Genomic DNA, 19,669 nt, shown 5'->3' on the forward strand with positions numbered 1-19,669 from the left:
TTCCGCCAGTTCCTAGCCTACCGTTTGTAAAACGTGATCCGCGACGCTTGTTCATCAGTCTGCTTCTGATCACGTCGTGTTTCGCGCAATTGCATCGTTTGTTTCGCCCGCGTCGCCAGTGTGTCATAAGACATCCGTTTGCGCTCGCATGCCTGCCATGCAGCCCGTGCTTCCGCCACGCGTTGCTGGGCGTTTTTCACCACATTTTGCTGCCCGGTGATGGCGCTGTCGATTTTCTCAATGAACAACTGAAAATTCCGATAGCTCATCGCCGTCAAACCGGAGGACAGGCTTTCCTGAAAACGCAAAGCGTAGTCGTCGCGGTATTGTTCCAGAATGACAAGTTTTTGCTGCGCCTCTTCGCTCGTACGCACAGACCGGCCCAAGCGTTTGGTCGCTTCGTCGGTCTCTTTGGTCGCCAATTCGATCAGCGTTTCGAGTGCGGTGGTCGTAGCCATGGTAGCTTTGATTATATTTTCGGGGCGAAGTGCTCAATCACTGGAATAGAGCGGTAAGTTGCCCCAAGCTCTCGGAAACACCCGCACGTTCGGGGATGCCCTGCTGCAAGAACGCCTCGATGCGCGGCATCAACTGGATCGCCTGGTCCAGCACCGGGTCGGATCCGGCCGAGTAGGCGCCGACGCTGATGAGGTCGCGGTTGCGCTGATAGCGGGAGTACAACTGTTTCAGCCGGCGCGTATCGCGCTGATGTTCCGCGGAAGTAATGCTGTGCATGGCGCGGCTGATCGATTGTTCGATATCGATCGCCGGGTAGTGTCCGGCCTCGGCCAGCACCCGGTTGAGCACGATGTGGCCGTCGAGAATCGCGCGCGCCGCGTCGGCGATCGGATCCTGTTGATCGTCGCCTTCGGTCAGCACGGTGTAGAACGCCGTGATGGAACCGCCGCCGACGTCGCCGTTGCCGGCGCGTTCGACCAGCGCCGGCAGTTTGGCGAAGACGGAAGGCGGATAACCCTTGGTGGCCGGCGGTTCGCCGATGGCCAGGGCGATTTCACGCTGGGCCATGGCGTAACGGGTCAGCGAATCCATGATCAGCAGCACGTTCTTGCCTTGGTCGCGGAAGTATTCGGCGATCGCAGTCGCGTAGGCGGCGCCTTGCAGGCGCATCAGGGGCGGCGTGTCGGCCGGTGCGGCGACCACGACCGAACGGACCATGCCTTCGTCGCCGAGGATGTGCTCGATGAATTCCTTCACTTCGCGGCCGCGTTCGCCGATCAGGCCGACCACGATGACGTCGGCGCTGGTGTAGCGGGCCATCATGCCGAGCAAGACGCTCTTGCCGACGCCGGAACCCGCAAACAGTCCCATGCGCTGGCCGCGTCCGACGGTCAGCATGCTGTTGATGGCGCGTACGCCGACGTCGAGAATATCTTCGATGGGCGCGCGTCCCAGCGGGTTGGCGGCGCGCACGCTGAGCGGCGCTGAATTTTCCGTATGGAGCGGCCCGAGATTGTCGAGCGGGCGGCCGGCGCCGTCGAGTACGCGTCCCAGCAGTTCGTCGCCAACCGGCAGGCGGCGCGTGTGTTCGTCGGTGCGGCGGATATAGGCGATCGGACCGGTGCGCGGCGGCGGCTTGACCGGTTCGACCGGGTAGACGCGGGTGCCCGGCACGATGCCTTCGACATCGCTCTGCGGCATCAAAAACAGGCGTTCGTCCTGGAAACCGACGACTTCTGCCTCGATCAGGGTGCCATTCGGCAAAGGGACGGTGCAGGGGCTGCCGACCGGTAATTTCAGGCCGACCGCTTCCATGACGAGTCCGGCGACGCGCGTAATGCGTCCGGAAAGCTGCGTCGGCTCAGTCATCGCCACCAGGCCGCTGCAATTATGCAGATAGGCCTGCCAGCGGCTGAAATGGGAGGGCATCGGCGAATTCATCGTTGCACCTTGTAGACGGGAACAGCGGGCAGGGAGGGCAGTGCGCGCATGGCGCTACTCCAGCCAGTCCAGTTGTTTGCTGAGCGATTCCGCGATACGGCGCCAGCGTGTCTGCACGGTGGCGTCAACCTGATTGGTGCCGGTTTCCATGCGGCAGCCGCCGCGTTGCAGTTCGGGGTCTTCGACCAGACGCCAGCCGTTCCGGCTGAGCTCTTCGCCGAGATGTTCGCGCACCAATGCGGCATCGTCCGGCTGCAAATAAAGCAGGGCGGGCAATTGCAAACCCGGCAACGAGTGGATCGCGGCGCTGATGGTTGGCAGGATCAGTTCCGGCTTGACGTTAAGCGCCGTCTTGATCATCGCCTTGCTGATGTCGAGACCGAGATTGAGCAATTCCGGCGCCATGGTTTCGCTGGTTTGCGAGACTTCAGTGCCGAACGACACCGCGATCTGGCGCAGGTGCTGAATGGTTTCGTTGACTTCGGTCTGGCCTTGCTGCAAGCCGGCCATGTAGCCTTCTGCCCGGCCGGCCTGCAAGCCTTGTTGCTGGCCTTCGGCATAACCTTCCTGGCGCGCCTGTTCGCGGATGGCATCGATTTCTTCGAGGGTCAGCGAGGGCGGCGGCGGGATTTCTTCCGCAAACTGTTCTTCGGGCGGCGGAATCTCTTCCTGCGGCTCATCGAAGGACGCCATTTCCCAACGCTGGTAAGGCGTCATCTGTTCTTTGGGAATGATGTTGTTTCTTGAAGCCATTTCAGATCCGGTAAGGCTGAGCCATGGATGCGATCGACGTCATGCGGCCTTGGAGGCGGCATGCGCCGGTCGCAGCGGCGTTAGACGAATGCATCTTCGCCCTTCGCGCCGAGCACGATCTGGCCTTCGTCGGCCAGGCGGCGGACGATTTGGAGGATGGCCTTTTGTTGCGCGTCGACTTCCGACAGGCGCACAGGTCCCTTGGACTCCAGGTCTTCCCGCATCATTTCCGCAGCACGTTGCGACATGTTGCCGAAAATCTTGTCGCGCAGCGCTTGCGAAGCGCCCTTGAGTGCGACGATGAGCGATTCCGATTGCACTTCGCGCAGCAGCAGCTGGATGCCGCGGCCGTCGATGTCGATGATGTTTTCGAACACGAACATTTCGTCCATGATCTTTTGCGCCATGTCTTCGTCATAGGCGCGCAGGTTGCTCATCACCGATGTTTCGCTCTCGCCCGACATGAAGTTGAGGATTTCCGCGGCAGTGCGGATACCGCCCATTTGTTGCTTCTTCAGGCTTTCGTTGCCGGTCAGCAGCTTGGTCAGGACGTCGTTCAGTTCGCGCAATGCGGTCGGCTGCACGCCATCCAGGGTTGCGATACGCAGGATCACGTCGTTGCGGAGGCGCTCGGTGAAATTGTTCAGAATATCGCAAGCATGATCGCGTTCGAGGTGAACCAGGATCGTTGCAATAATCTGAGGATGTTCGTTGCGGATAAGTTCAGCGACCGATTGCGCATCCATCCATTTGAGGCTTTCGATACCGCTGGCATCGCGACCGCCCAGGATGCGGTTGAGCAGGGATGTGGCCTTGTCGTCGCCCAGCGCCTTGGTCAGCACGCTGCGGATGTATTCATCCGAATCGAGGCCGATCGACGAGGCCTGGCCGGTTTGCGCCAGGAAGTCGTCGAGAACGCCGTTGATTTCCTCGAAGCTGATGTTTTTCAGGGTCGTCATCGCGGCGCCCAGCTTCTGGACTTCCTTGGGGCCGAGGTACTTCATGACTTCGGCGGCCTCGTCCTCGCCCAGCGCCAGCATCAGGATGGCACCTTTTTGAATGCCTTCGTTACTCATTGTTCACCCATGCCTTAATGATGCTTGCAACCAGTTTCGGATCGGACTTGGCCAGTTGCTTGACGGATTCGAGATTCTTCTTGTACTCGGAGCGGGCATCGGCCTCTGCTGCTTCGGGCGACAGCTCGACGATGGCGTCTGGATTGTCCGGATCGTACATCGCTGCTGCGGCTTCGGCGGCAGCCTTGGCTTCGGCCTCGGCGCGTTCCTTGGCTTCGCGTTCTTCGCGGCCCGACAGTTTCCAGATGATCGGACGCAACACGCCGAAGTAGAGGTAGAGCAGCACGGCCGCCAGCAGGACGTACTTGCCGATTTCCTTGGCCAGCTGGATCATGTCCGGCTGTTTCCACAATGGCAATTCCGGCTCCATCTCGCTGCTGAATTGGGTGTTGACCACATTCAGCGAGTCACCGCGATCCTTGTTGAAGCCCATCGCTTCCTTGACCAGGTCCGAGATCTGATTGCGCTCGGCTTCGGTCAGGGGCTTCATCACGACCTTGCCGGTCTGGTCCGTGGTGCGCTTGTAATTGACCACCACCGCAACCGTCAGGCGCTTGACGCCGCCCATCGGTTGCTGGACGTAACGTACGGTCTTGTCGACTTCGTAGTTGATCGTGGCGTCTTTATGCGAGGTGCCGGAACTGGTCGCCGGTGCAGCAGCGGTTCCGGCGGCGCCCGGCGCGCCTGCCGCGACCGGCGGATTGACGATCGGTGCAGTGGCAGGAGCGGGCGGCTGGTTGGTCAGGGCGCCTGGAATGCCGGACGTACTGGAGTTGCCGTTTTGCGATTCGCTGCTTTGCTTGCTGCGAACGGCGGCGGTATCGGCAGTCTGGTTCGGCTTGTAGGTTTCGGCGGCTTGTTCGCTGCGCGAGAAATCGACGTCCGCAGTTGCTTCGGCGCGGACGTTGCCGGTGCCGACAATAGGCGCAATGATCGACTCGACGCGCTTGATGATGTCTTGCTGCAGATCCTGGACGTACTTGAGCTGGGTCGGGTCAAGGCCGTTGGCGGGCTGCTTGGTGGTGTCCGATAGCAGGTTGCCGTTCTGGTCGACGATCGTTACGCTCTTGGGCGACAGTTCCGGGACGCTGCTGGCGACCAGATGGACGATGGCGCTGACTTGTTGAGGGTCCAGTCCGCGGCCCGGGTACAGGCTGAGGATGACGGAGGCGGTCGGCTTTTGCTGGTCGCGCACGAACACCGACGCCTTGGGCAAGGCCAGGTGAATACGGGCGGCCTGAACTGCCGACAGCGATTGAATGGAGCGCGCCAGTTCGCCTTCAAGGGCGCGCTGGAAGTTGACTTGCTCAAGGAACTGGGACACGCCCAGTTTCTGGTTTTCCATCAGTTCGAAACCGACGTTGCCGCCCTTGGGCAGGCCTTGCGACGCCAGTTTCAGGCGTGCGTCATGCACCATGGTTTCGGGCACCAGAATGGCGCTGCCGCCTTCGGAATATTTGTACGGCACGTTCATCTGCTGCAGCGACGCGACGATGGCGCCGCCGTCGCGGTCGGAGAAGTTGGAGAACAGGACCCGGTATTCGGTCTTCTGACTCCACATCCAGATGCCGATCATCAAGGCGATGACCGCTGCTGCTGCAACCATCAGAACAACGCGGCGCCCCTGAGGCGACTGCGCATAGCGGACGACGCCGTTGCGCGGCGGCTCCTGGGACGAATGTTCGCCCGAAGTCGTGCCTTCCGTGGCTGTGGCGTTGCTGTCGTTGGTCAGCGTGCCATCGGCTGCTACCGCCATGATTTCCCCTTGCATGTGCTGCCGAGCTTGTGGCTATGTGTGATTTGCTTCACTGCTTCCCTACCCATATAGGTTTTTTGCTTAGTGTGGATTGTCCTGCCAGAGCGAAAATTTGATCTCTGGAACAGAATGGCTATTTCCCCGCTTATTGGTGCGAAATGCAGGGGATGGCATGCTAATCTGCCGTTGTAGAAGCGAGAAGTGTGATTGCGATGCGCGATCACAGATGCTTGACTGAATTCGAAGGGGTGCAAAATTGGCAACAAGTATGATCGATACCAGCAGGATTGAAGCGATGGTCTCCCAGTTGAAGGCTGCTGCTGCGCGCGCCCAGGGAAATGTTGCGCCGGTGGAAAGTATCACCGGCGGTGAAAAACCTGCTCAAAGGGTGGATTTTGCCAGCGTTCTGAAAAATTCGCTCGATGAAGTGAGTGCCTCGCAAGAAAAATCCAAGAAAATGTCCGAAGCCTTTTCCATGGGCGACGACAACATCAATTTGTCTGATGTCATGATTGCGATGCAGAAATCCAGCATCTCGTTCCAGACCAGTCTTCAGGTGCGCAACAAGCTGGTTTCGGCCTATCGCGACATCATGACGATGCAGGTGTGACGGTAAGGGAATGTTTTGGTGCAATCCAGCTGCTGTGCCTTGCTGGAGCGCAATAAAAAAGAGCTGCCTTGGCAGCTCTTTTTTATTGCGCGACGCGTATTCATTCTCGCTTATCCGGATGGCTTACATCATGCCTGATGCTTTGGCATTCTGTTCGCGTTCCAGCTTGGTGATGAAGCGTTGCACCGCAGCCAGAACAGCGCGAGGAAGGTCGACGAATTCGCAGCCGAAACGATTGACGGTCTTGCCCGAAGCCAGCTTGGCTTCCTTGCAATCGCGCACCACCAATTTGACGGTCACGATCGTGTTGTCCGTCATTTCCAGCGATACATCTTCGTAGATGCGACCAACAGTGCTGTCCAGAATCTTCTTTTCATCAGTCAAGCCGACACCGCCGGCACTGATGTTGTTAAGCAAGGTGACGATGGTGGTAAACGAGCCGTCATCCTGCGTCACGCGGAAGGTGCAGCGCAAGGGCTTGGCGATCGGTGTCGGAATGCGGAAATATTCGCGGCGCTGCAGGCGCACCAGGCTTTCAGGGATGTCGATCTTGAGGGCGGGACGCGACTGAAACTCGCAATGCTTTGCCTTGTCGACATTGAACGTGATGCGGATGTTGTTGTACAGCGCCTCAAAGCCGATGCGATTACTTTGCAGAATGCTCAGGTTGAGCGAGGCGCTCGGAGCCGCGTCGATAACGACACTGTTCTGACCTTCATCAATGTCCAGAATCGACGTGATAATAGACTCTGAACCGCCCTTGATGAGCAGGCTCAGCAACTGATTGCGCTCCATCATGCTATTCAGCAGGGACACGATTTCCCGGCGCGAATGTACGCGGTACGGGCTGTCGTCTTTAATCTCGTCGGTATTTGCCATCTGTGCGTCTATGCGTCTCGAATCAAAGGATAAAAGGGTAGACTTATATCCCAAAAGGACAGTATTTAATCTAACCTCTAATCATACATCACTGCGGTCCAATTGCATATTTTCAATGCGATACAACCATGCCAAAAGTTCCGCCACGGCACGATACAGCGCGGGAGGAATTTGCTGGTCGAGATCAACCTGCATCAGCAGCGAGACGAGTTCCTTTGATTCATGCACAAATACGCCGCTTTCCCTGGCGCGCGCAATGATGGCTTCCGCGACCAGGCCGCTGCCTTTCGCGACAACCTTGGGCGCGGCCTGATTGGTGTTGTAGGCCAGTGCAACGGCATTCTGGAAGGGAAGCTTAGGCTTGTTCATCCCGTTTCACAATCAGGGAGTCGAGTGAGGATCCGGCTGCTTCCATGGAATCGGCCAGCATGCTGCCGTTGGCGCGCAATGCAGCCGCCGTGACGTCGTTGTCGGTGCGCACCTGCATATGGATTTGCTGGCCAATCAAGCGTATCGAGGCCGACACCGACCCCAGATGTTCGAAGTTGAAGCGCACCACACTGTGCCAGGAGGGCGCGTGTTCGTCTTCCAGCGTGTTTTGCTGTTGCTGGTCGGGGCTGTCCCGGTTGATTTCCCATTCCATTTGCTGGCCCGGCCAGACTTCGCCGTGCCAGACGACGCGTTGCTGCTCAAGCGCATTGAGTTGCAGGTTGATCAGTTGGCCCAATTGCGTATTGGCGGGGTCGGTAGTATTCAGCAGGCTGGAGACGCCGCTCTGGGTCTGCTGGCCCAGTTGCGCCTGCGGCTCTTTGAGCAGCTCGGTCATCGGCCGCTTGCCGTCGGCCCATTCGGCGACATGGGATTCGTAAAAAGCGCCGCTAAGAGCCACGGAATCGCGCAGGGCGCCAGCCAGTTGCGGAGTGTTGTTCGGATTTGCGACCAGCGGACTGCCGGGCTTGATAGCGCTGGGCAGGTCGCTTTCTTCGGAGGCATGGAGCAGGGCGTCGACCAGTTTGCCGGCGCTGCTGAGCGAGGTCTTGGTGCTTTCGGGGGCGAGCTGGCTTGGCGCTGCATTCTTGGCGTCGCCTTCTTCCAGCTGATTGTCGCGCGTGACAATGTTGGTGAGGCCTTGCTGAGCCGCCTTGAGCGACTTCATGTCCTTTTCCATCGCCCGGCCGGCGGTACTCAGCGAGACTTCGGTGCTATCGCCGTCCTCTGCTTCGCCGCGGCTGCTTTCCGTGAGCAGGAAGGTCGGGCGCGGATCCTTGCCGACCATGGTCAGCTGCAAGGTGTCGCCAGTGCGGGTGGAGGTCGGCAAGACCATGCGTGCCGCGGTATTGGCGATGCGAACGAGGTAGGTGCCGTCGTTGTAGGTCGAGAGGACCTTGGCCTGCAATTGCTGGCCGTTGGCGATTTGCGCGAGGCGGCTGAAGGCTTCCTGTTTGGCGTCGGCGACGGAGACTATCGCCGTTGGCGCATCGACGGCGGCTACGGGCTGGACGGTCATGGAGATGTCGGCCCGGGGAATCATTGCTAGCCTCTTTGATTCATGCCGTAGGTATTGGCCAGTTTGCGCTCCGTGCTGGTGCTCTGGATCAGGGCGGAGAGTTTTTGCAGGCCCGGTTCGGTGAGCTTGCGGATGTCGCGATCGTCTTCCAGGATTTTCTTCAGAATCTCGATCTTGCGGTCACGCCGGTCGTCACTCAGCACGACCTCCAATTCATTGCGCTTGAGGAAGTCGACGACATGGGCACAGTCTGCTTCAAGCTTGGTCAGCAGGACCCAATCTTCCTTGCGCGCCGCCGCCAGCATCTGGTCGGTCAGGTCGGCAATCGACTCGTAAAGTGAGATGACTTCTGCACCGTCCATGGTGTTTTGCTTTCGGGTGACTATCAGTGAAGAATATCGTCGATTGCAGCGATCAGGCAGCTGCCTGGGCGCTATCGGCCGCATTTGGAGTGATTTGTTCCCATGCCTCACGCAGTCCATCGAGCAAGCCATGCACTTCGTCCAGAATTTCCTGCGAATTTTCAATATTCGCCGAGAGCAGGCGGCGCCCCATGTACTCGTACAGCGCGTCGAGGTTCATGGCGATTTCGCCGCCGACGTTCTTGTTCAGGCTGGCGCGCAAACCGCTCTCGATGATCAGGATGGCCTTGGTGATCGATTCGCCCTTGTTCTTGATGTCGCCTGACTTCATGTACTTCTGGCCCATCGCGATCGCAACCATGGCGCCGTCAAACAGCATGGTGATCAGCTTGTGCGGACTTGCTGCGATAACACCTGTTTCGACACCGATATTCGCATAGGCGTTTGCGCCCCGTTGCATGGTTCCGAACATTATCCTCTCCTGTGTTCGCTTAACGATCAGCTGCCGGCTTTGGGCAGATTGGCCAATTGCTGCGTCAGATAGCTTTGCGTAGCCGCCATGCTGGCCAGCGTCAAGTTCAGTGCGTTGAACTGATTGGTGTATTGATCCTGCAAACTGGTCAAGCGGGTGTTGATGACAGTCTGGCGATCCGTGTTGATCTTCAGGCTGGCCTGCAATCCCTTGGTCTTGGTATCAATAATACCGCCATCGGCGAGGAAGCCGTCGACCAATTTTTGTACATTGGTCAAAATACCATTGGTTCCTGTCGTCGTGCCGTCGGCGTTGGTGGTCGCTGTCGATGTGAACAAATTGGCAATGCCGGCGAAATTCTTGGTTGTCGCAGTCGACAATTTGGTCGCATCCAGCGCCAGCGTGCCGTCTTTCTGGAAGCCGATGCCGATGTCGGTCAGCGAACTGATCCCGCTGCCGCCAGGAACGTTGCCCAGAAGGGCGCTGCGCAGCTGGGTCAGGATGCTTTGCACTGACGATTCGCTTGCCAGCGGCGAAGAAGTACCTGCTTGGCCGAGCGTGGTTGCAGGCGTCTGCTTGGTGAGATCGGTGATCGACTTGGCGAGCGCATTGTAGGCGGAAACGAACGTGGTCGCTGTGCTGGTCACGCCCGTCGTGTCGTTGGAGATGGTCAGCGAGAAATTGTCAGCCGCTGTAGTGACCTTGGTCAGGTTCAGCGTCACGCCCGAAATGGCGTCCTTGACGGTATTCGACGGACTGGTGACGAGGGTGCCATCAATGCTCAGTTTCGCATCTTGCGCAGCTTGCAATTGTCCCATGGTGCTGCCGGACAGATTGGCGAAGTCGCCAGTACCCGTCAACGACACCGGGCTGGTCGCGCCGGTGCCGGATGGCGTCAGAACCAGATGGTCTTGCGTGCCGTCATTGGTGATGCTGGCGGTCACGCCGGCATTGGCGGTATTGATTGCGTCACGTACGTCCTGCAGGGTTTTGCCCGCGCCGGACAGGGCGACATTGGTGGTCGTATTGCCGACTTTGAGCGTCAATGCGCCTGTGCCTGCGTCATACGTCTGGCCTGTGGCGACACCTGGCGACGAATACTTGCCGCTCGGGTCGAAGGTCAGTGCCGAATAGCTGCCGGTGCCGGTGACACGTATCGAATTGGCGGAACCGCTGTCCTTGGCCGTAAGGACCAGATGGGCTGCGGTGCCGTCGCTGACGATGGTCGCGCTCACGCCTGCATCGCTCGCATTGATGGCGTCGCGTACGCCGGCCAGCGTGTTGGTTGCCGGTTTGATGATCGCAGTCGAGCCGGTGCCGGTCTTGATCGCCAGAATGCCCGTATCGAACGAGTAGCCCGCAGCAAAACCGGTAGAAGTAATCTTTTGCGCCTGAGCCAATTGCGAAACCGACACGGAATAGGTGCCGGAGGCTGCTGCGGTTGCGTCGCGGGGCGCCTGGATCTGCGTCACGGTACTCGGATTCGAGCTCGAGGGATCGTAAGCCAGGTCGGCAAGGCTGTTGTTTGCCTGCACCTTGATGGTATTGGCGGTGCCGGCGGTGTTCGATTCCATGACCAGGTGATCGCCGGTGCCGTCAGTGACAATGCTGGCGGTAACGCCGGCTTTTGAGGCATTGATCGCATCCCGAACGCCTGCCAGGGTGGCATTTGCCTGCAAGGTGACGAAGGTCGGCGGATTGGTGCCGATCTTGATCGCGACGGAGTCGCCTGCAGTGAACTGTTGTGAGCTCGGGTAACCGGCAGACTGGATCTTTTGCGCCAATACCTTGGTGGAATCGTCGGTGTTGACGTCCGCCGTGAACGGATCGGTCGTCAGCGGTGTGCCGGTGCCACTATTGGAGACGCTGGACTTCTGCGCAGCAAAGCTTGCCGCAGTCAGGGCTTTCAGTGCGTTTTGATAGGTGGAAACCGAATTTTTCAGATTGCCGTAAGCGGAAATCAGGCTGTTATAGCTGCTGGCTTGCGAGGTGAGCGGATCGAGAACCTTGGCCTCAGCACCCATCAGTTTGGAAACGAGGGTCGCTACGTCGAGAGGACCTGCCGAGGTCGAGATTGTCCCGGTAGAGGTGGCCATGCTATCTCCTGAAATCTATGCGCTGAGCGCAAAATGCGATGCTGAAATCAGACAAGAGTGATAAAGCTGGCTGGCTTCACATCAATTGAGTGTCAACTCTTGATGGGGTTCTGATGACATGCAACAGAAAATAAAAATCTGTTATGAACTACCGGGGCGAAATATACCATGCGCAAATTTTATACTTGCGCATGAATATTTTTAAATGCTCCAACAGTTCGTAGCAGACTTAATTACGCCTTGTGATTGATCAACAAACCTTGCATCTTATCAATCGACTTTGCGATGGCAACCGCTTCTTCGGTCGGAATCTGGCGAATGACGACGTCGGTTGCCGTATCGACAACTTTCACAATCGTTTTACCGGTTTCCTTGTCGCGCGAAAAATTGAGGTCCGATGCATTTTTGCTTGCAAAGTCATTCAATTTATCAACGGCGTCGGCCACATCGCTTTCGGTGGAACGTTGTGCTTGCGGAGATGCTGCAGGCGCAACTGTCGATACCACTGGATCTGGTTTTGTATTGGACGGCTGCACCGGCGCGTACGAACCGGAATCACCTGCAGCTGTGATATTAAGCGGGGAAATCGACATGTTCTTACTCCTTCATCAAGGAATATGCGGAGAATACTTACATATTCTCCGCATATTATCCTACATGGCTCTCAAGACTACTTCAACAGAGACAGGACGCTTTGCGGTGCGGAGTTCGCCTGCGAGAGCATCGCCGTGCCTGCTTGTTGCAGAATTTGCGCACGTGTGAGGTTTGCAGTTTCTGCCGCGTAGTCGGTATCCATGATACGGCTGCGCGAGGCGGTGATGTTTTCGCTCGAAATCTGCAAGTTGCTGATAACGGCGCTGAAGCGGTTCTGGACCGCACCGAACTCTGCACGCTTGGACGAGATCAGGTTGATCGCGTTGTCCAGGTTCTTGATCGCTTTTTGCGCATCGCTTTGTGCCGATGGATCGGCAATTGCCTTGTCCAGGGACAGCTTGGCGGTGTCGATAGCGCTTTGCAGAGTCACAGCCGAAGCGGCCAGTGCTGTGGATGTCATGGTCGAACCTGTTGCGAACAGGTTGTCCAGAGCAGCCTTAGCCGAAGTGTAAGTCACTTGAGCTGCGTCAACCGAAGTAGTGGTGCCCAGACCGATCAGACCCTTGGCGCTGGTACCGATAACTGTCGAGATTGTCTTGTCGTTCGACAAGTCGGACAGCGAGATGCTGATTTGGTCGTTCAGTTTGTTGTCGGTAACGTTGGCGCCGACTTGGAAAGTCAGTGTCAGCGAAGCCGACACGTTGGCGTTGTCGGAACCTGTGCCAGCGCTGGCGCCGGAACCGATACCTGTGAACAGGTTTTGGCCGTTGAAGTTGGTGCCGTTCAGAACACGGAACGTTTCATCCGACAGTTGCTTGTATTCGTCGTTCAGAGTCTTGCGATCCTGAGCGCTGTTCGAACCGTTGGAAGCTTGAACCGCCAGTTCGCGCATACGTTGCAGGTTGTCGGTAACTGTGCTCAGTGCGCCTTCAGCGGTTTGAGCCAGGGAGATACCGTCGTTGGCGTTACGTTGCGCAACTGCCAGGCCTTTGACCTGAGCATTCATGCGGTCGGCAATTGCCAGGCCTGCAGCGTCGTCCTTTGCGCTGTTGACGCGCAGACCGGAAGACAAACGTTGAATCGAAGTATTCAACGACGATTGCGACATGTTGAGGTTGCGTTGCGTGTTAAGCGACGCAATATTGGTATTAATGACTGATGCCATGTTAATTCTCCTAAGATTTGAGGCCGATAAATCCGAGTTTCAGTGCTTAACTTTGGTTTTTACCTAAAGCCTCAGGCGTTCAAACCGCTGTTGTTAGCTATATCGGACGGTATCGGAAAAAGTTTAATGTTTATCGCAAAAAAATTTTTCCAATGCTGTCCGACCTAAAACTGCGTGCTTCCATACGTCAAGCAAATCTTATTTCGACGCTATTTAAGAAAACTTTAGTGAGTATTATTGGAAAAGTTCCAATTTTGATGCGCAAGAAGTTTGTGCTGGACTGTTGAGAGGTGTCTTCCGAGACTTGCCGTATCGAATGGATGCGGCAAGTCGTTGATTAGGCGATGCTTTTCTTGTTTTCTTGCGCCAAGATTGCTAGCTCCAAAGCCACTTTATTAATAACGGTCGGCCAGTCGCTGCGGGTTTGTTGGCGGAACAGGCGCATGCTCGGATACCAAGGCGAGTCTTCCCGGTCGTTTAGCCAGCGCCAGTCCGGCGTGTGGGCGAGCAACGTCCAGGTGGGCCGGCCGAGCGCGCCGGCCAAATGAACTACCGAGGTGTCGACACTGATAATCAGGTCCAGATTGGCCATGGCCGCAGCCGTATCGGCAAAGTCGTTAAAGGCGTCGCCTATATTGTATACAGGCAGTCCTTGAGGAAGCTTGGCCAACTCAGGCGTGGCCAGTCCTTTCTGGATGGAGAAAAACTGGACGCCAGGTGTATTAAATAACGGGGCAAAGGTCTCAAGCGGGATCGAACGTTTCCGGTCGTTGCCGTGCTCCGGGTTGCCTGCCCAGACGAAGCCGACGCGCAGATCGTTGGTGTTTCCGGCGAGCATGTCCATCTTGTTTTTCCAGCTCTTGATGTCTTGCGGATCGGCGGACAAATAGAACGGGTAAGACGGGATGTCTTCGATGCGATCGGTACCTAGCGCGTGCGGCAGGCTCATCAGCACGTAAGCACAGTCGCATTTGGGCAGCGGGTCGTTCTCGCGCACCAGCGTCACCTGATCGGACACGCTGCGGAACAGGCGGGCAAGCGGATCCTTGACATGCAGCGCCACGCGGGCGCCTTGCTCCAGCAGCTTGTGGACGTAGCGTACGAACTGAATGCTGTCACCGAAGCCTTGTTCATGCATCAGCAAGATGTATTTGCCTGTCAGCGAGGACTTGCCGTCCCATTTCGGGATCAGTCCGAACAGCTTGTGAATCAATTTATAGACGTAGCGACGCTCTTTGACTTCCAGGCGACTCTCATGATTGGCCCAGCCATCCTTCAGATCGCCGGCCAGTAATTGCCCGAGAGCAAGATTGTGTTGGGCAGTCAGATAGTTGGGCTTGAGTGCGAGCGCATCCTTGAAATATTGCAAGGATGACACCGTTTCGCCGTAGTCATACATCGTCGCGCCGATATTATTGAGCGTCACCGGATGCTTTGGGTCGACCTCAAGTGCTTGATGGAACAATGCCATAGCCTCTTCATAGCGATCCTGATAGGTAAACAGGCTCGATGCGAGTTTGGTATAGCTGTTCGGATCCTTGGGGGCAAGCTCAAGGACGCGCTGATAGTGTTCGTTAGCTTTGTCGTAGTCTTTTTGCTTGATGTACGTGTCGGCTATCTTGTTTTGCGCGTAGATGTCGGTCGGGTCCAGCAGCAGGGAGGTCTTGTGGCATTCCAGAGCATCCTTGAGCATGTCCATTTCCTGAAAGGCAATGCCCAGATTAGTGTGTGCCGGAGCAAAATTGATTTGCAGTTGCAAGGACTTGAACAGAACGCCGACGGCCTCTTTGTATTGCTTTGCATCGATCAAGGCCTTGCCCAAGTGAGACAGCGGGCCGGGCGCATCGGGATTGCGTTTGACGGCGTCCTCGAAATAGGCGATTGAGGCATCCGGATCGTTCTTTTCGTGCAAGGCATTGGCTAGGCCAATGCGCGCATCTTTGTTTTCGCTGTTAAGCTTGATGGCTTCCTCGTACAGCGCGATGGAATCCTCGATCCTATCCTGGTTAAGAACGGCGGTGGCCAAGTTGGCAACGTACTCGGAATTTGCCGGATCTGCCGCCACGGCTTTGCGCAGGGCGACCTCTGCCGTGACATAGTCATTTTTATGCATCGCGATTAAGCCCCAGGCATGGTTAGCATAGACCAGGTTCGGCGCGCGCTTGAGTACTTGGGCGCACAGTACTTTTGCCTCGTCGACCTTGTGATCGTCCAGCAAGCTCAGGCATTCTCTTACAGCCAGGAGATCTTTGACGTTGGGTTGAGCGCTCTTGTTGGCGGGCTTGTTGCTGCTACGCGTTGACATGTGATTCCTTACCGGATTGAATGATTGTGCTGCCGTGCAAAGGAAGGGCGCCATCTGCCTTGCTTTGCCGGTCGCAATAAGCTATGCGTATCATATGATGCAATTCTGGTTTCGATCTGGCAAACAGACGTAAAAAAAGCCCGCGATTTAGCGAGCTTTAGTTCGAGCAGGGTCTGAAACGGAATCAGTTCCAGCTACGCAATAAACCTACCGCCAAGCCTTCCAAGGCAAAATTTTCTTCTTCGGAAGAGACCTTGATCACCTTGAAGTCGGGATTTTCAGGCAGCAGTTCAATCAGCGAGCCGGTCTTGCGATAGCGCTTGACCGTGACGTCGTCGCCGATTCGCGCCACGACGATCTGGCCGTTGCGGGCCTGATCGGCTTTCTTTACCGCCAGCAAATCACCGTCCAGGATGCCGGCGTCGCGCATCGACATGCCGCGCACCTTCAGCAGATAGTCGGGTTTTGCCGAGAACAGCGCCGGGTCGACGGTGTAATTGGTTTCGATATGCTCCTGCGCCAGGATCGGCGAGCCGGCGGCGACGCGGCCGACCAGCGGTAGCGACAACTGCATCAGGGCAGGGTGCGGGAGGGCCATCTGACGACCCGGGTTGCCCGCCGATCCGTCTCGCAGGCGGATGCCGCGCGAGGTGCCGGGAGAAATTTCAATGGCGCCTTTGCGGGCCAGCGCCTGCAAGTGTTCTTCGGCGGCGTTGGCCGAGCGGAAGCCGAGCTCATTGGCGATTTCTGCGCGCGTCGGCGGGAAGCCGGTGTTTTCGATGGCGTCTTTGATCAGATTCAGGATCTGTTCCTGGCGAGCGGTCAGTTTGAGCATGTCGACTTTCGGGGAAGTTATGCTGGTTGCATAAACAGTCTGTATTTTTATACAGTTATAAAGCAGTGTCAATCTGCAATATTGAAATCATGTCATCGGCAATTTTTGCTCTGTGGGCGCCGTTCCACGGCAAATGCCTGAAAGCATTGAGGTTTTTGGCATTCTGGTATATGATTGCGGGCTTTCCTCTTCCCACACTCGTCTTGACGCCGAGGTGGGCGATTTGTTAATCAGTCCATAAAGGAGTCTACATGCGTCATTATGAAATCGTATTTATCGTCCATCCGGACCAAAGCGAGCAAGTTCCAGCGATGATCGAGCGTTACAAGGGCATCGTTACTGCACGCGGCGGCAAGATTCACCGTGTCGAAGATTGGGGCCGCCGTCAATTGGCGTACCAAATCCAAAAACTGGCAAAAGCACACTATGTTTGCCTGAATATCGAAGTTGACGGCGAAACTCTGGCCGAAATCGAAACCGGCTTCAAGTTCAACGATGCAGTGTTGCGTCACCTGACAGTCAAGATGAAGAAGGCCGAAACCGGTCCTTCGCCAATCCTGAAGGCTGTCCAGAAGGAAGACGCAGTAAAGAGCAATCGCGCAGAAGCACCAGCGGCTTAATTGCTGACATTGCGAGAAAAGCACCAGGGAGCGTGAATCACTTTCAGTTTGTCGCCAGTATCGCCGAGCGTGACGTCATACGTTACACCCCGGCAGGCATTCCGGTAGTGACTGCGAAGTTGCAGCACCAATCGGAACAGACGGAAGCGGGCATCAAGAGGTTGGTCGAGTTTGAAATCACTGCATTCGCTGCAGGCGAAATTTCAGGTCGGCTTAACCGGGCCGGTCTCGGCGAGATGTTCAAGTTCACCGGTTTCATGGCGCGCAGGAATCGCAATAGCAAAAGCATCGTGTTTCACATCGTTGATTTTGAATCTGTAGTTTAGAACCACTCAATTTTAGATATCAGGAGCCGCAAAATGGCATTCGGTAAAAAGTTCGATAAAAGCAAGTTGAAGCAAAAACGTCAACAGCAAAACCCGCTGTTCAAGCGTAAAAAATTCTGCCGTTTCACCGCAGCAGGTGTTGAGCAAGTCGATTACAAAGACGTCGACACCCTGAAGGATTTCGTGCAAGAAAACGGCAAGATCATGCCAGCACGTCTGACCGGCACCAAGGCACACTATCAGCGTCAAGTTGACACCGCGATCAAGCGCGCACGCTACCTCGCGTTGCTGCCATACACAGATCTGCACAACGCGTAATTGACGACGAGATATAGGAGAAAAACATGCAAGTCATTCTGTTGGAAAAAGTCGTTAATCTCGGTGGTCTGGGCGAAGTCGTCCGCGTCAAGGACGGTTACGCACGTAACTTCCTGATCCCGCAACGCATGGCGCGCCGCGCCACAGCAGCCGCCATCGCCGAATTCGAAGCGAAGCGCGCCGAGCTGGAAAAGGCCGCCGCTGAAAAGCTGGCAGCTGCACAAGCCCAAGGCGAAAAGCTGGCCGGCCTGACAGTCAAGATCACCCAGAAGTCCGGCGTTGACGGTCGTCTGTTCGGTTCCGTGACCAACTTTGACATCGCTGATGCGCTGACAAAGCAAGGTTTCCCGGTCGAAAAGGCGCAAGTTCGCCTGCCGCAAGGTCCTCTGAAGATCGTTGGCGATCACGCTGTTTCGGTGGCTCTGCACACCGACGTCGTGGTTGACGTGACTGTTGCTGTTACGGGCGATCACGCGTAATTCATTACGCCGATCGTTCCATCTGTTTTGATAAAGAAGCCGGGTTCGCCTGGCTTTTTTATTTTGTCGGTCTTGTTGCGTCATGCCGGGACCGGCGCAAGTCTGATCGTAGTTTGTAAAACCGCCGGCTAATTCGCCACCGCACCTGAAGCGACTACTCTTAGCAGGTATAATGCGCGCCATGAACGCATCTCCCGATCCGCAACTAGAATCCCTGCGCGTCCCGCCGCACTCCATCGAAGCCGAACAATCCGTCCTTGGCGGTTTGCTGCTCGACAACGCCGCGTGGGATCGTATTGCCGACTTTGTCAGCGCAGAAGATTTCTATCGCTACGATCACCGCATCATCTTCCAGCACATCGTCAAGCTGATCAACGAAAGCAAGCCGGCCGACGTGATCACGGTCTATGAAGCGATGTCCACCAGCGGCAAGGCCGAAGAGGTGGGCGGCCTGAGCTATCTCAACGCGCTGGCGCAAAATACGCCGTCGGCGGCGAATATCCGCCGCTATGCAGAGATCGTGCGCGACCGCGGCATCCTGCGCAAGCTGATCACGGTGTCGGATGAGATTTCAGGCGATGCTTTCCATCCGCAGGGCAAGAACGTCAAACAGATGCTCGACGAAGCGGAATCCAAGATTTTCGCGATTGCGGAAGAGGGCTCGCGCGGCTCGCAAGGCTTCCTGTCGATCCAGCCGCTGCTGACCCAGGTGGTCGAGCGCATCGACGAACTGTACAACCGCGACAGCACCAGCGACATCACTGGTGTGCCGACCGGCTTCATTGATCTCGACAAGATGACTTCCGGCTTGCAGCCGGGCGATCTGATCATCGTCGCCGGCCGTCCTTCCATGGGTAAAACCGCATTTTCCATCAACATCGGTGAAAACGTTGCCATCGACAGCGGCCTGCCGGTTGCCGTGTTCTCGATGGAAATGGGCGGCGCCCAGCTGGCCATGCGTATGCTGGGCTCGGTCGGCCGTCTCGACCAGCATCGTCTGCGTACCGGCCGCCTGATCGACGAAGACTGGCCGCGCCTGACGCATGCGATCCAGAAGATGAACGACGCGCAGTTCTACATCGATGAAACACCGGCCTTGAGCCCGATCGAATTGCGTGCGCGCTCGCGTCGCCTGGCGCGCCAATGCGGCAAGCTCGGTCTGATCATCATCGACTACCTGCAACTGATGTCAGGCAACGGCGGCAGCAACAGCGGTGAAAATCGCGCCTCCGAAATTTCCGAAATTTCGCGAAGCCTGAAAGGGCTGGCCAAAGAACTCAATTGTCCGGTGATCGCCTTGTCGCAGTTGAACCGTGCGCTGGAACAACGTCCCAACAAACGTCCCGTGATGTCGGACTTGCGCGAATCCGGCGCTATCGAGCAGGATGCCGACGTGATTTTGTTCATTTATCGCGACGAAGTTTACAATCCCGATTCGCCGGACAAGGGCACCGCTGAAATCATCATCGGCAAACAGCGTAACGGTCCGATCGGCAGTATTCGCCTTGCCTTCCTGGGGCAATTTACCAAGTATGACAACTACGTCGGCAGCCTGGCGTCGCCTTACGGCGGCGACTGACGCGACGCGGTGCATCGCTCAGCCCCGGGCTGCGCGGA

The 19,669-nt window shown here is 56.8% G+C and carries 21 protein-coding genes; 6 read left to right on the forward strand and 15 right to left on the reverse strand.

The features are described 5' to 3' along the window. Nucleotides 1–17: 17 nt before the first annotated feature. The 5 genes from fliJ to fliF all read right to left on the reverse strand — a co-directional run bounded on the left by fliJ (nt 18) and on the right by fliF (nt 5,484). The gene (gene fliJ, locus DXT88_RS09265) at nt 18–458 is read right to left on the reverse strand and encodes a flagellar export protein FliJ (RefSeq protein ID WP_016833945.1); all 441 of its coding nucleotides are present in this window, start codon (nt 456–458) and stop codon (nt 18–20) included. A 37-nt stretch (nt 459–495) separates the two neighbouring features. After that, nucleotides 496–1,899, reverse strand: coding sequence for a flagellar protein export ATPase FliI (fliI, locus tag DXT88_RS09270; RefSeq protein ID WP_116435549.1), 1,404 nt, complete (start codon nt 1,897–1,899; stop codon nt 496–498). Between the two features lie 54 nt (nt 1,900–1,953). Then, nucleotides 1,954–2,652 (reverse strand): flagellar assembly protein FliH, encoded by a 699-nt coding sequence (gene fliH / locus DXT88_RS09275; protein ID WP_265212897.1) that lies wholly within the window; start codon nt 2,650–2,652, stop codon nt 1,954–1,956. Between the two features lie 80 nt (nt 2,653–2,732). Continuing rightward, complete coding sequence (gene fliG, locus DXT88_RS09280; RefSeq protein ID WP_016833934.1) at nt 2,733–3,728, reverse strand: flagellar motor switch protein FliG; 996 nt, start codon at nt 3,726–3,728, stop codon at nt 2,733–2,735. Continuing rightward, a complete protein-coding gene (gene fliF / locus DXT88_RS09285) occupies nt 3,721–5,484 on the reverse strand; it encodes a flagellar basal-body MS-ring/collar protein FliF (RefSeq protein ID WP_029363368.1) in 1,764 nt (587 codons plus the stop codon). Before fliF ends, fliG begins: the two co-directional genes overlap by 8 nt. A gap of 268 nt (nt 5,485–5,752) precedes the next feature. On the opposite strand from fliF, the gene fliE reads away from it, so the two are divergent. Further along, nucleotides 5,753–6,094, forward strand: coding sequence for a flagellar hook-basal body complex protein FliE (gene fliE / locus DXT88_RS09290; protein ID WP_016833929.1), 342 nt, complete (start codon nt 5,753–5,755; stop codon nt 6,092–6,094). 123 nt (nt 6,095–6,217) lie between these two features. On the opposite strand, the gene DXT88_RS09295 is transcribed toward fliE, so the two are convergent. From DXT88_RS09295 to lexA, 10 genes are all read right to left on the reverse strand, one after another. Further along, nucleotides 6,218–6,973, reverse strand: a complete 756-nt coding sequence (locus tag DXT88_RS09295; protein ID WP_016833928.1) for a flagellar brake protein — start codon at nt 6,971–6,973, stop codon at nt 6,218–6,220. 81 nt (nt 6,974–7,054) lie between these two features. Continuing rightward, entirely contained in the window at nt 7,055–7,342 is a 288-nt protein-coding gene (locus DXT88_RS09300; RefSeq protein WP_016833927.1) for an EscU/YscU/HrcU family type III secretion system export apparatus switch protein, read from the reverse strand. Further along, nucleotides 7,329–8,504 (reverse strand): flagellar hook-length control protein FliK, encoded by a 1,176-nt coding sequence (gene fliK, locus DXT88_RS09305; RefSeq protein ID WP_265212903.1) that lies wholly within the window; start codon nt 8,502–8,504, stop codon nt 7,329–7,331. Before fliK ends, DXT88_RS09300 begins: the two co-directional genes overlap by 14 nt. A gap of 2 nt (nt 8,505–8,506) precedes the next feature. Continuing rightward, nucleotides 8,507–8,842 (reverse strand): flagellar protein FliT, encoded by a 336-nt coding sequence (locus DXT88_RS09310; protein WP_016833925.1) that lies wholly within the window; start codon nt 8,840–8,842, stop codon nt 8,507–8,509. 52 nt (nt 8,843–8,894) lie between these two features. Then, nucleotides 8,895–9,314: a flagellar export chaperone FliS gene (fliS, locus tag DXT88_RS09315; RefSeq protein WP_265212904.1), complete on the reverse strand. Its 420-nt coding sequence runs from the start codon at nt 9,312–9,314 to the stop codon at nt 8,895–8,897. A gap of 26 nt (nt 9,315–9,340) precedes the next feature. Next, entirely contained in the window at nt 9,341–11,410 is a 2,070-nt protein-coding gene (gene fliD / locus DXT88_RS09320) for a flagellar filament capping protein FliD (RefSeq protein WP_265212906.1), read from the reverse strand. Nucleotides 11,411–11,643: 233 nt separating this feature from the next. Next, nucleotides 11,644–12,003, reverse strand: a complete 360-nt coding sequence (locus tag DXT88_RS09325) for a flagellar protein FlaG (protein ID WP_265212908.1) — start codon at nt 12,001–12,003, stop codon at nt 11,644–11,646. Nucleotides 12,004–12,080: 77 nt separating this feature from the next. Beyond that, entirely contained in the window at nt 12,081–13,169 is a 1,089-nt protein-coding gene (locus DXT88_RS09330) for a flagellin N-terminal helical domain-containing protein (protein WP_116435561.1), read from the reverse strand. Between the two features lie 337 nt (nt 13,170–13,506). Then, a complete protein-coding gene (locus DXT88_RS09335) occupies nt 13,507–15,474 on the reverse strand; it encodes a tetratricopeptide repeat protein (RefSeq protein WP_265212912.1) in 1,968 nt (655 codons plus the stop codon). Nucleotides 15,475–15,658: 184 nt separating this feature from the next. After that, on the reverse strand, nt 15,659–16,309 hold the full coding sequence (lexA, locus tag DXT88_RS09340) for a transcriptional repressor LexA (RefSeq protein ID WP_265212915.1): 651 nt from the start codon (nt 16,307–16,309) through the stop codon (nt 15,659–15,661). Between the two features lie 251 nt (nt 16,310–16,560). On the opposite strand from lexA, the gene rpsF reads away from it, so the two are divergent. The 5 genes from rpsF (at nt 16,561) to DXT88_RS09365 (ending at nt 19,631) form a co-directional block, all read left to right on the forward strand. Next, nucleotides 16,561–16,929, forward strand: a complete 369-nt coding sequence (rpsF, locus tag DXT88_RS09345) for a 30S ribosomal protein S6 (RefSeq protein ID WP_016833918.1) — start codon at nt 16,561–16,563, stop codon at nt 16,927–16,929. 32 nt (nt 16,930–16,961) lie between these two features. Further along, nucleotides 16,962–17,255 carry a primosomal replication protein N gene (priB, locus tag DXT88_RS09350; protein WP_265212918.1) on the forward strand — a complete coding sequence of 98 codons (294 nt, stop codon included), beginning with the start codon at nt 16,962–16,964 and terminating at the stop codon, nt 17,253–17,255. Nucleotides 17,256–17,288: 33 nt separating this feature from the next. Continuing rightward, nucleotides 17,289–17,573, forward strand: coding sequence for a 30S ribosomal protein S18 (gene rpsR, locus DXT88_RS09355; protein ID WP_007882558.1), 285 nt, complete (start codon nt 17,289–17,291; stop codon nt 17,571–17,573). A 26-nt stretch (nt 17,574–17,599) separates the two neighbouring features. Beyond that, on the forward strand, nt 17,600–18,052 hold the full coding sequence (gene rplI / locus DXT88_RS09360; protein WP_265212923.1) for a 50S ribosomal protein L9: 453 nt from the start codon (nt 17,600–17,602) through the stop codon (nt 18,050–18,052). 181 nt (nt 18,053–18,233) lie between these two features. Continuing rightward, nucleotides 18,234–19,631, forward strand: a complete 1,398-nt coding sequence (locus DXT88_RS09365; RefSeq protein ID WP_407649298.1) for a replicative DNA helicase — start codon at nt 18,234–18,236, stop codon at nt 19,629–19,631. The last annotated feature ends 38 nt before the right edge of the window (nt 19,632–19,669 follow it).

Source organism: Herbaspirillum lusitanum, from assembly GCF_026127345.1.
In the GTDB taxonomy this organism is placed as follows: Bacteria; Pseudomonadota; Gammaproteobacteria; order Burkholderiales; family Burkholderiaceae_D; genus Herbaspirillum; species Herbaspirillum lusitanum.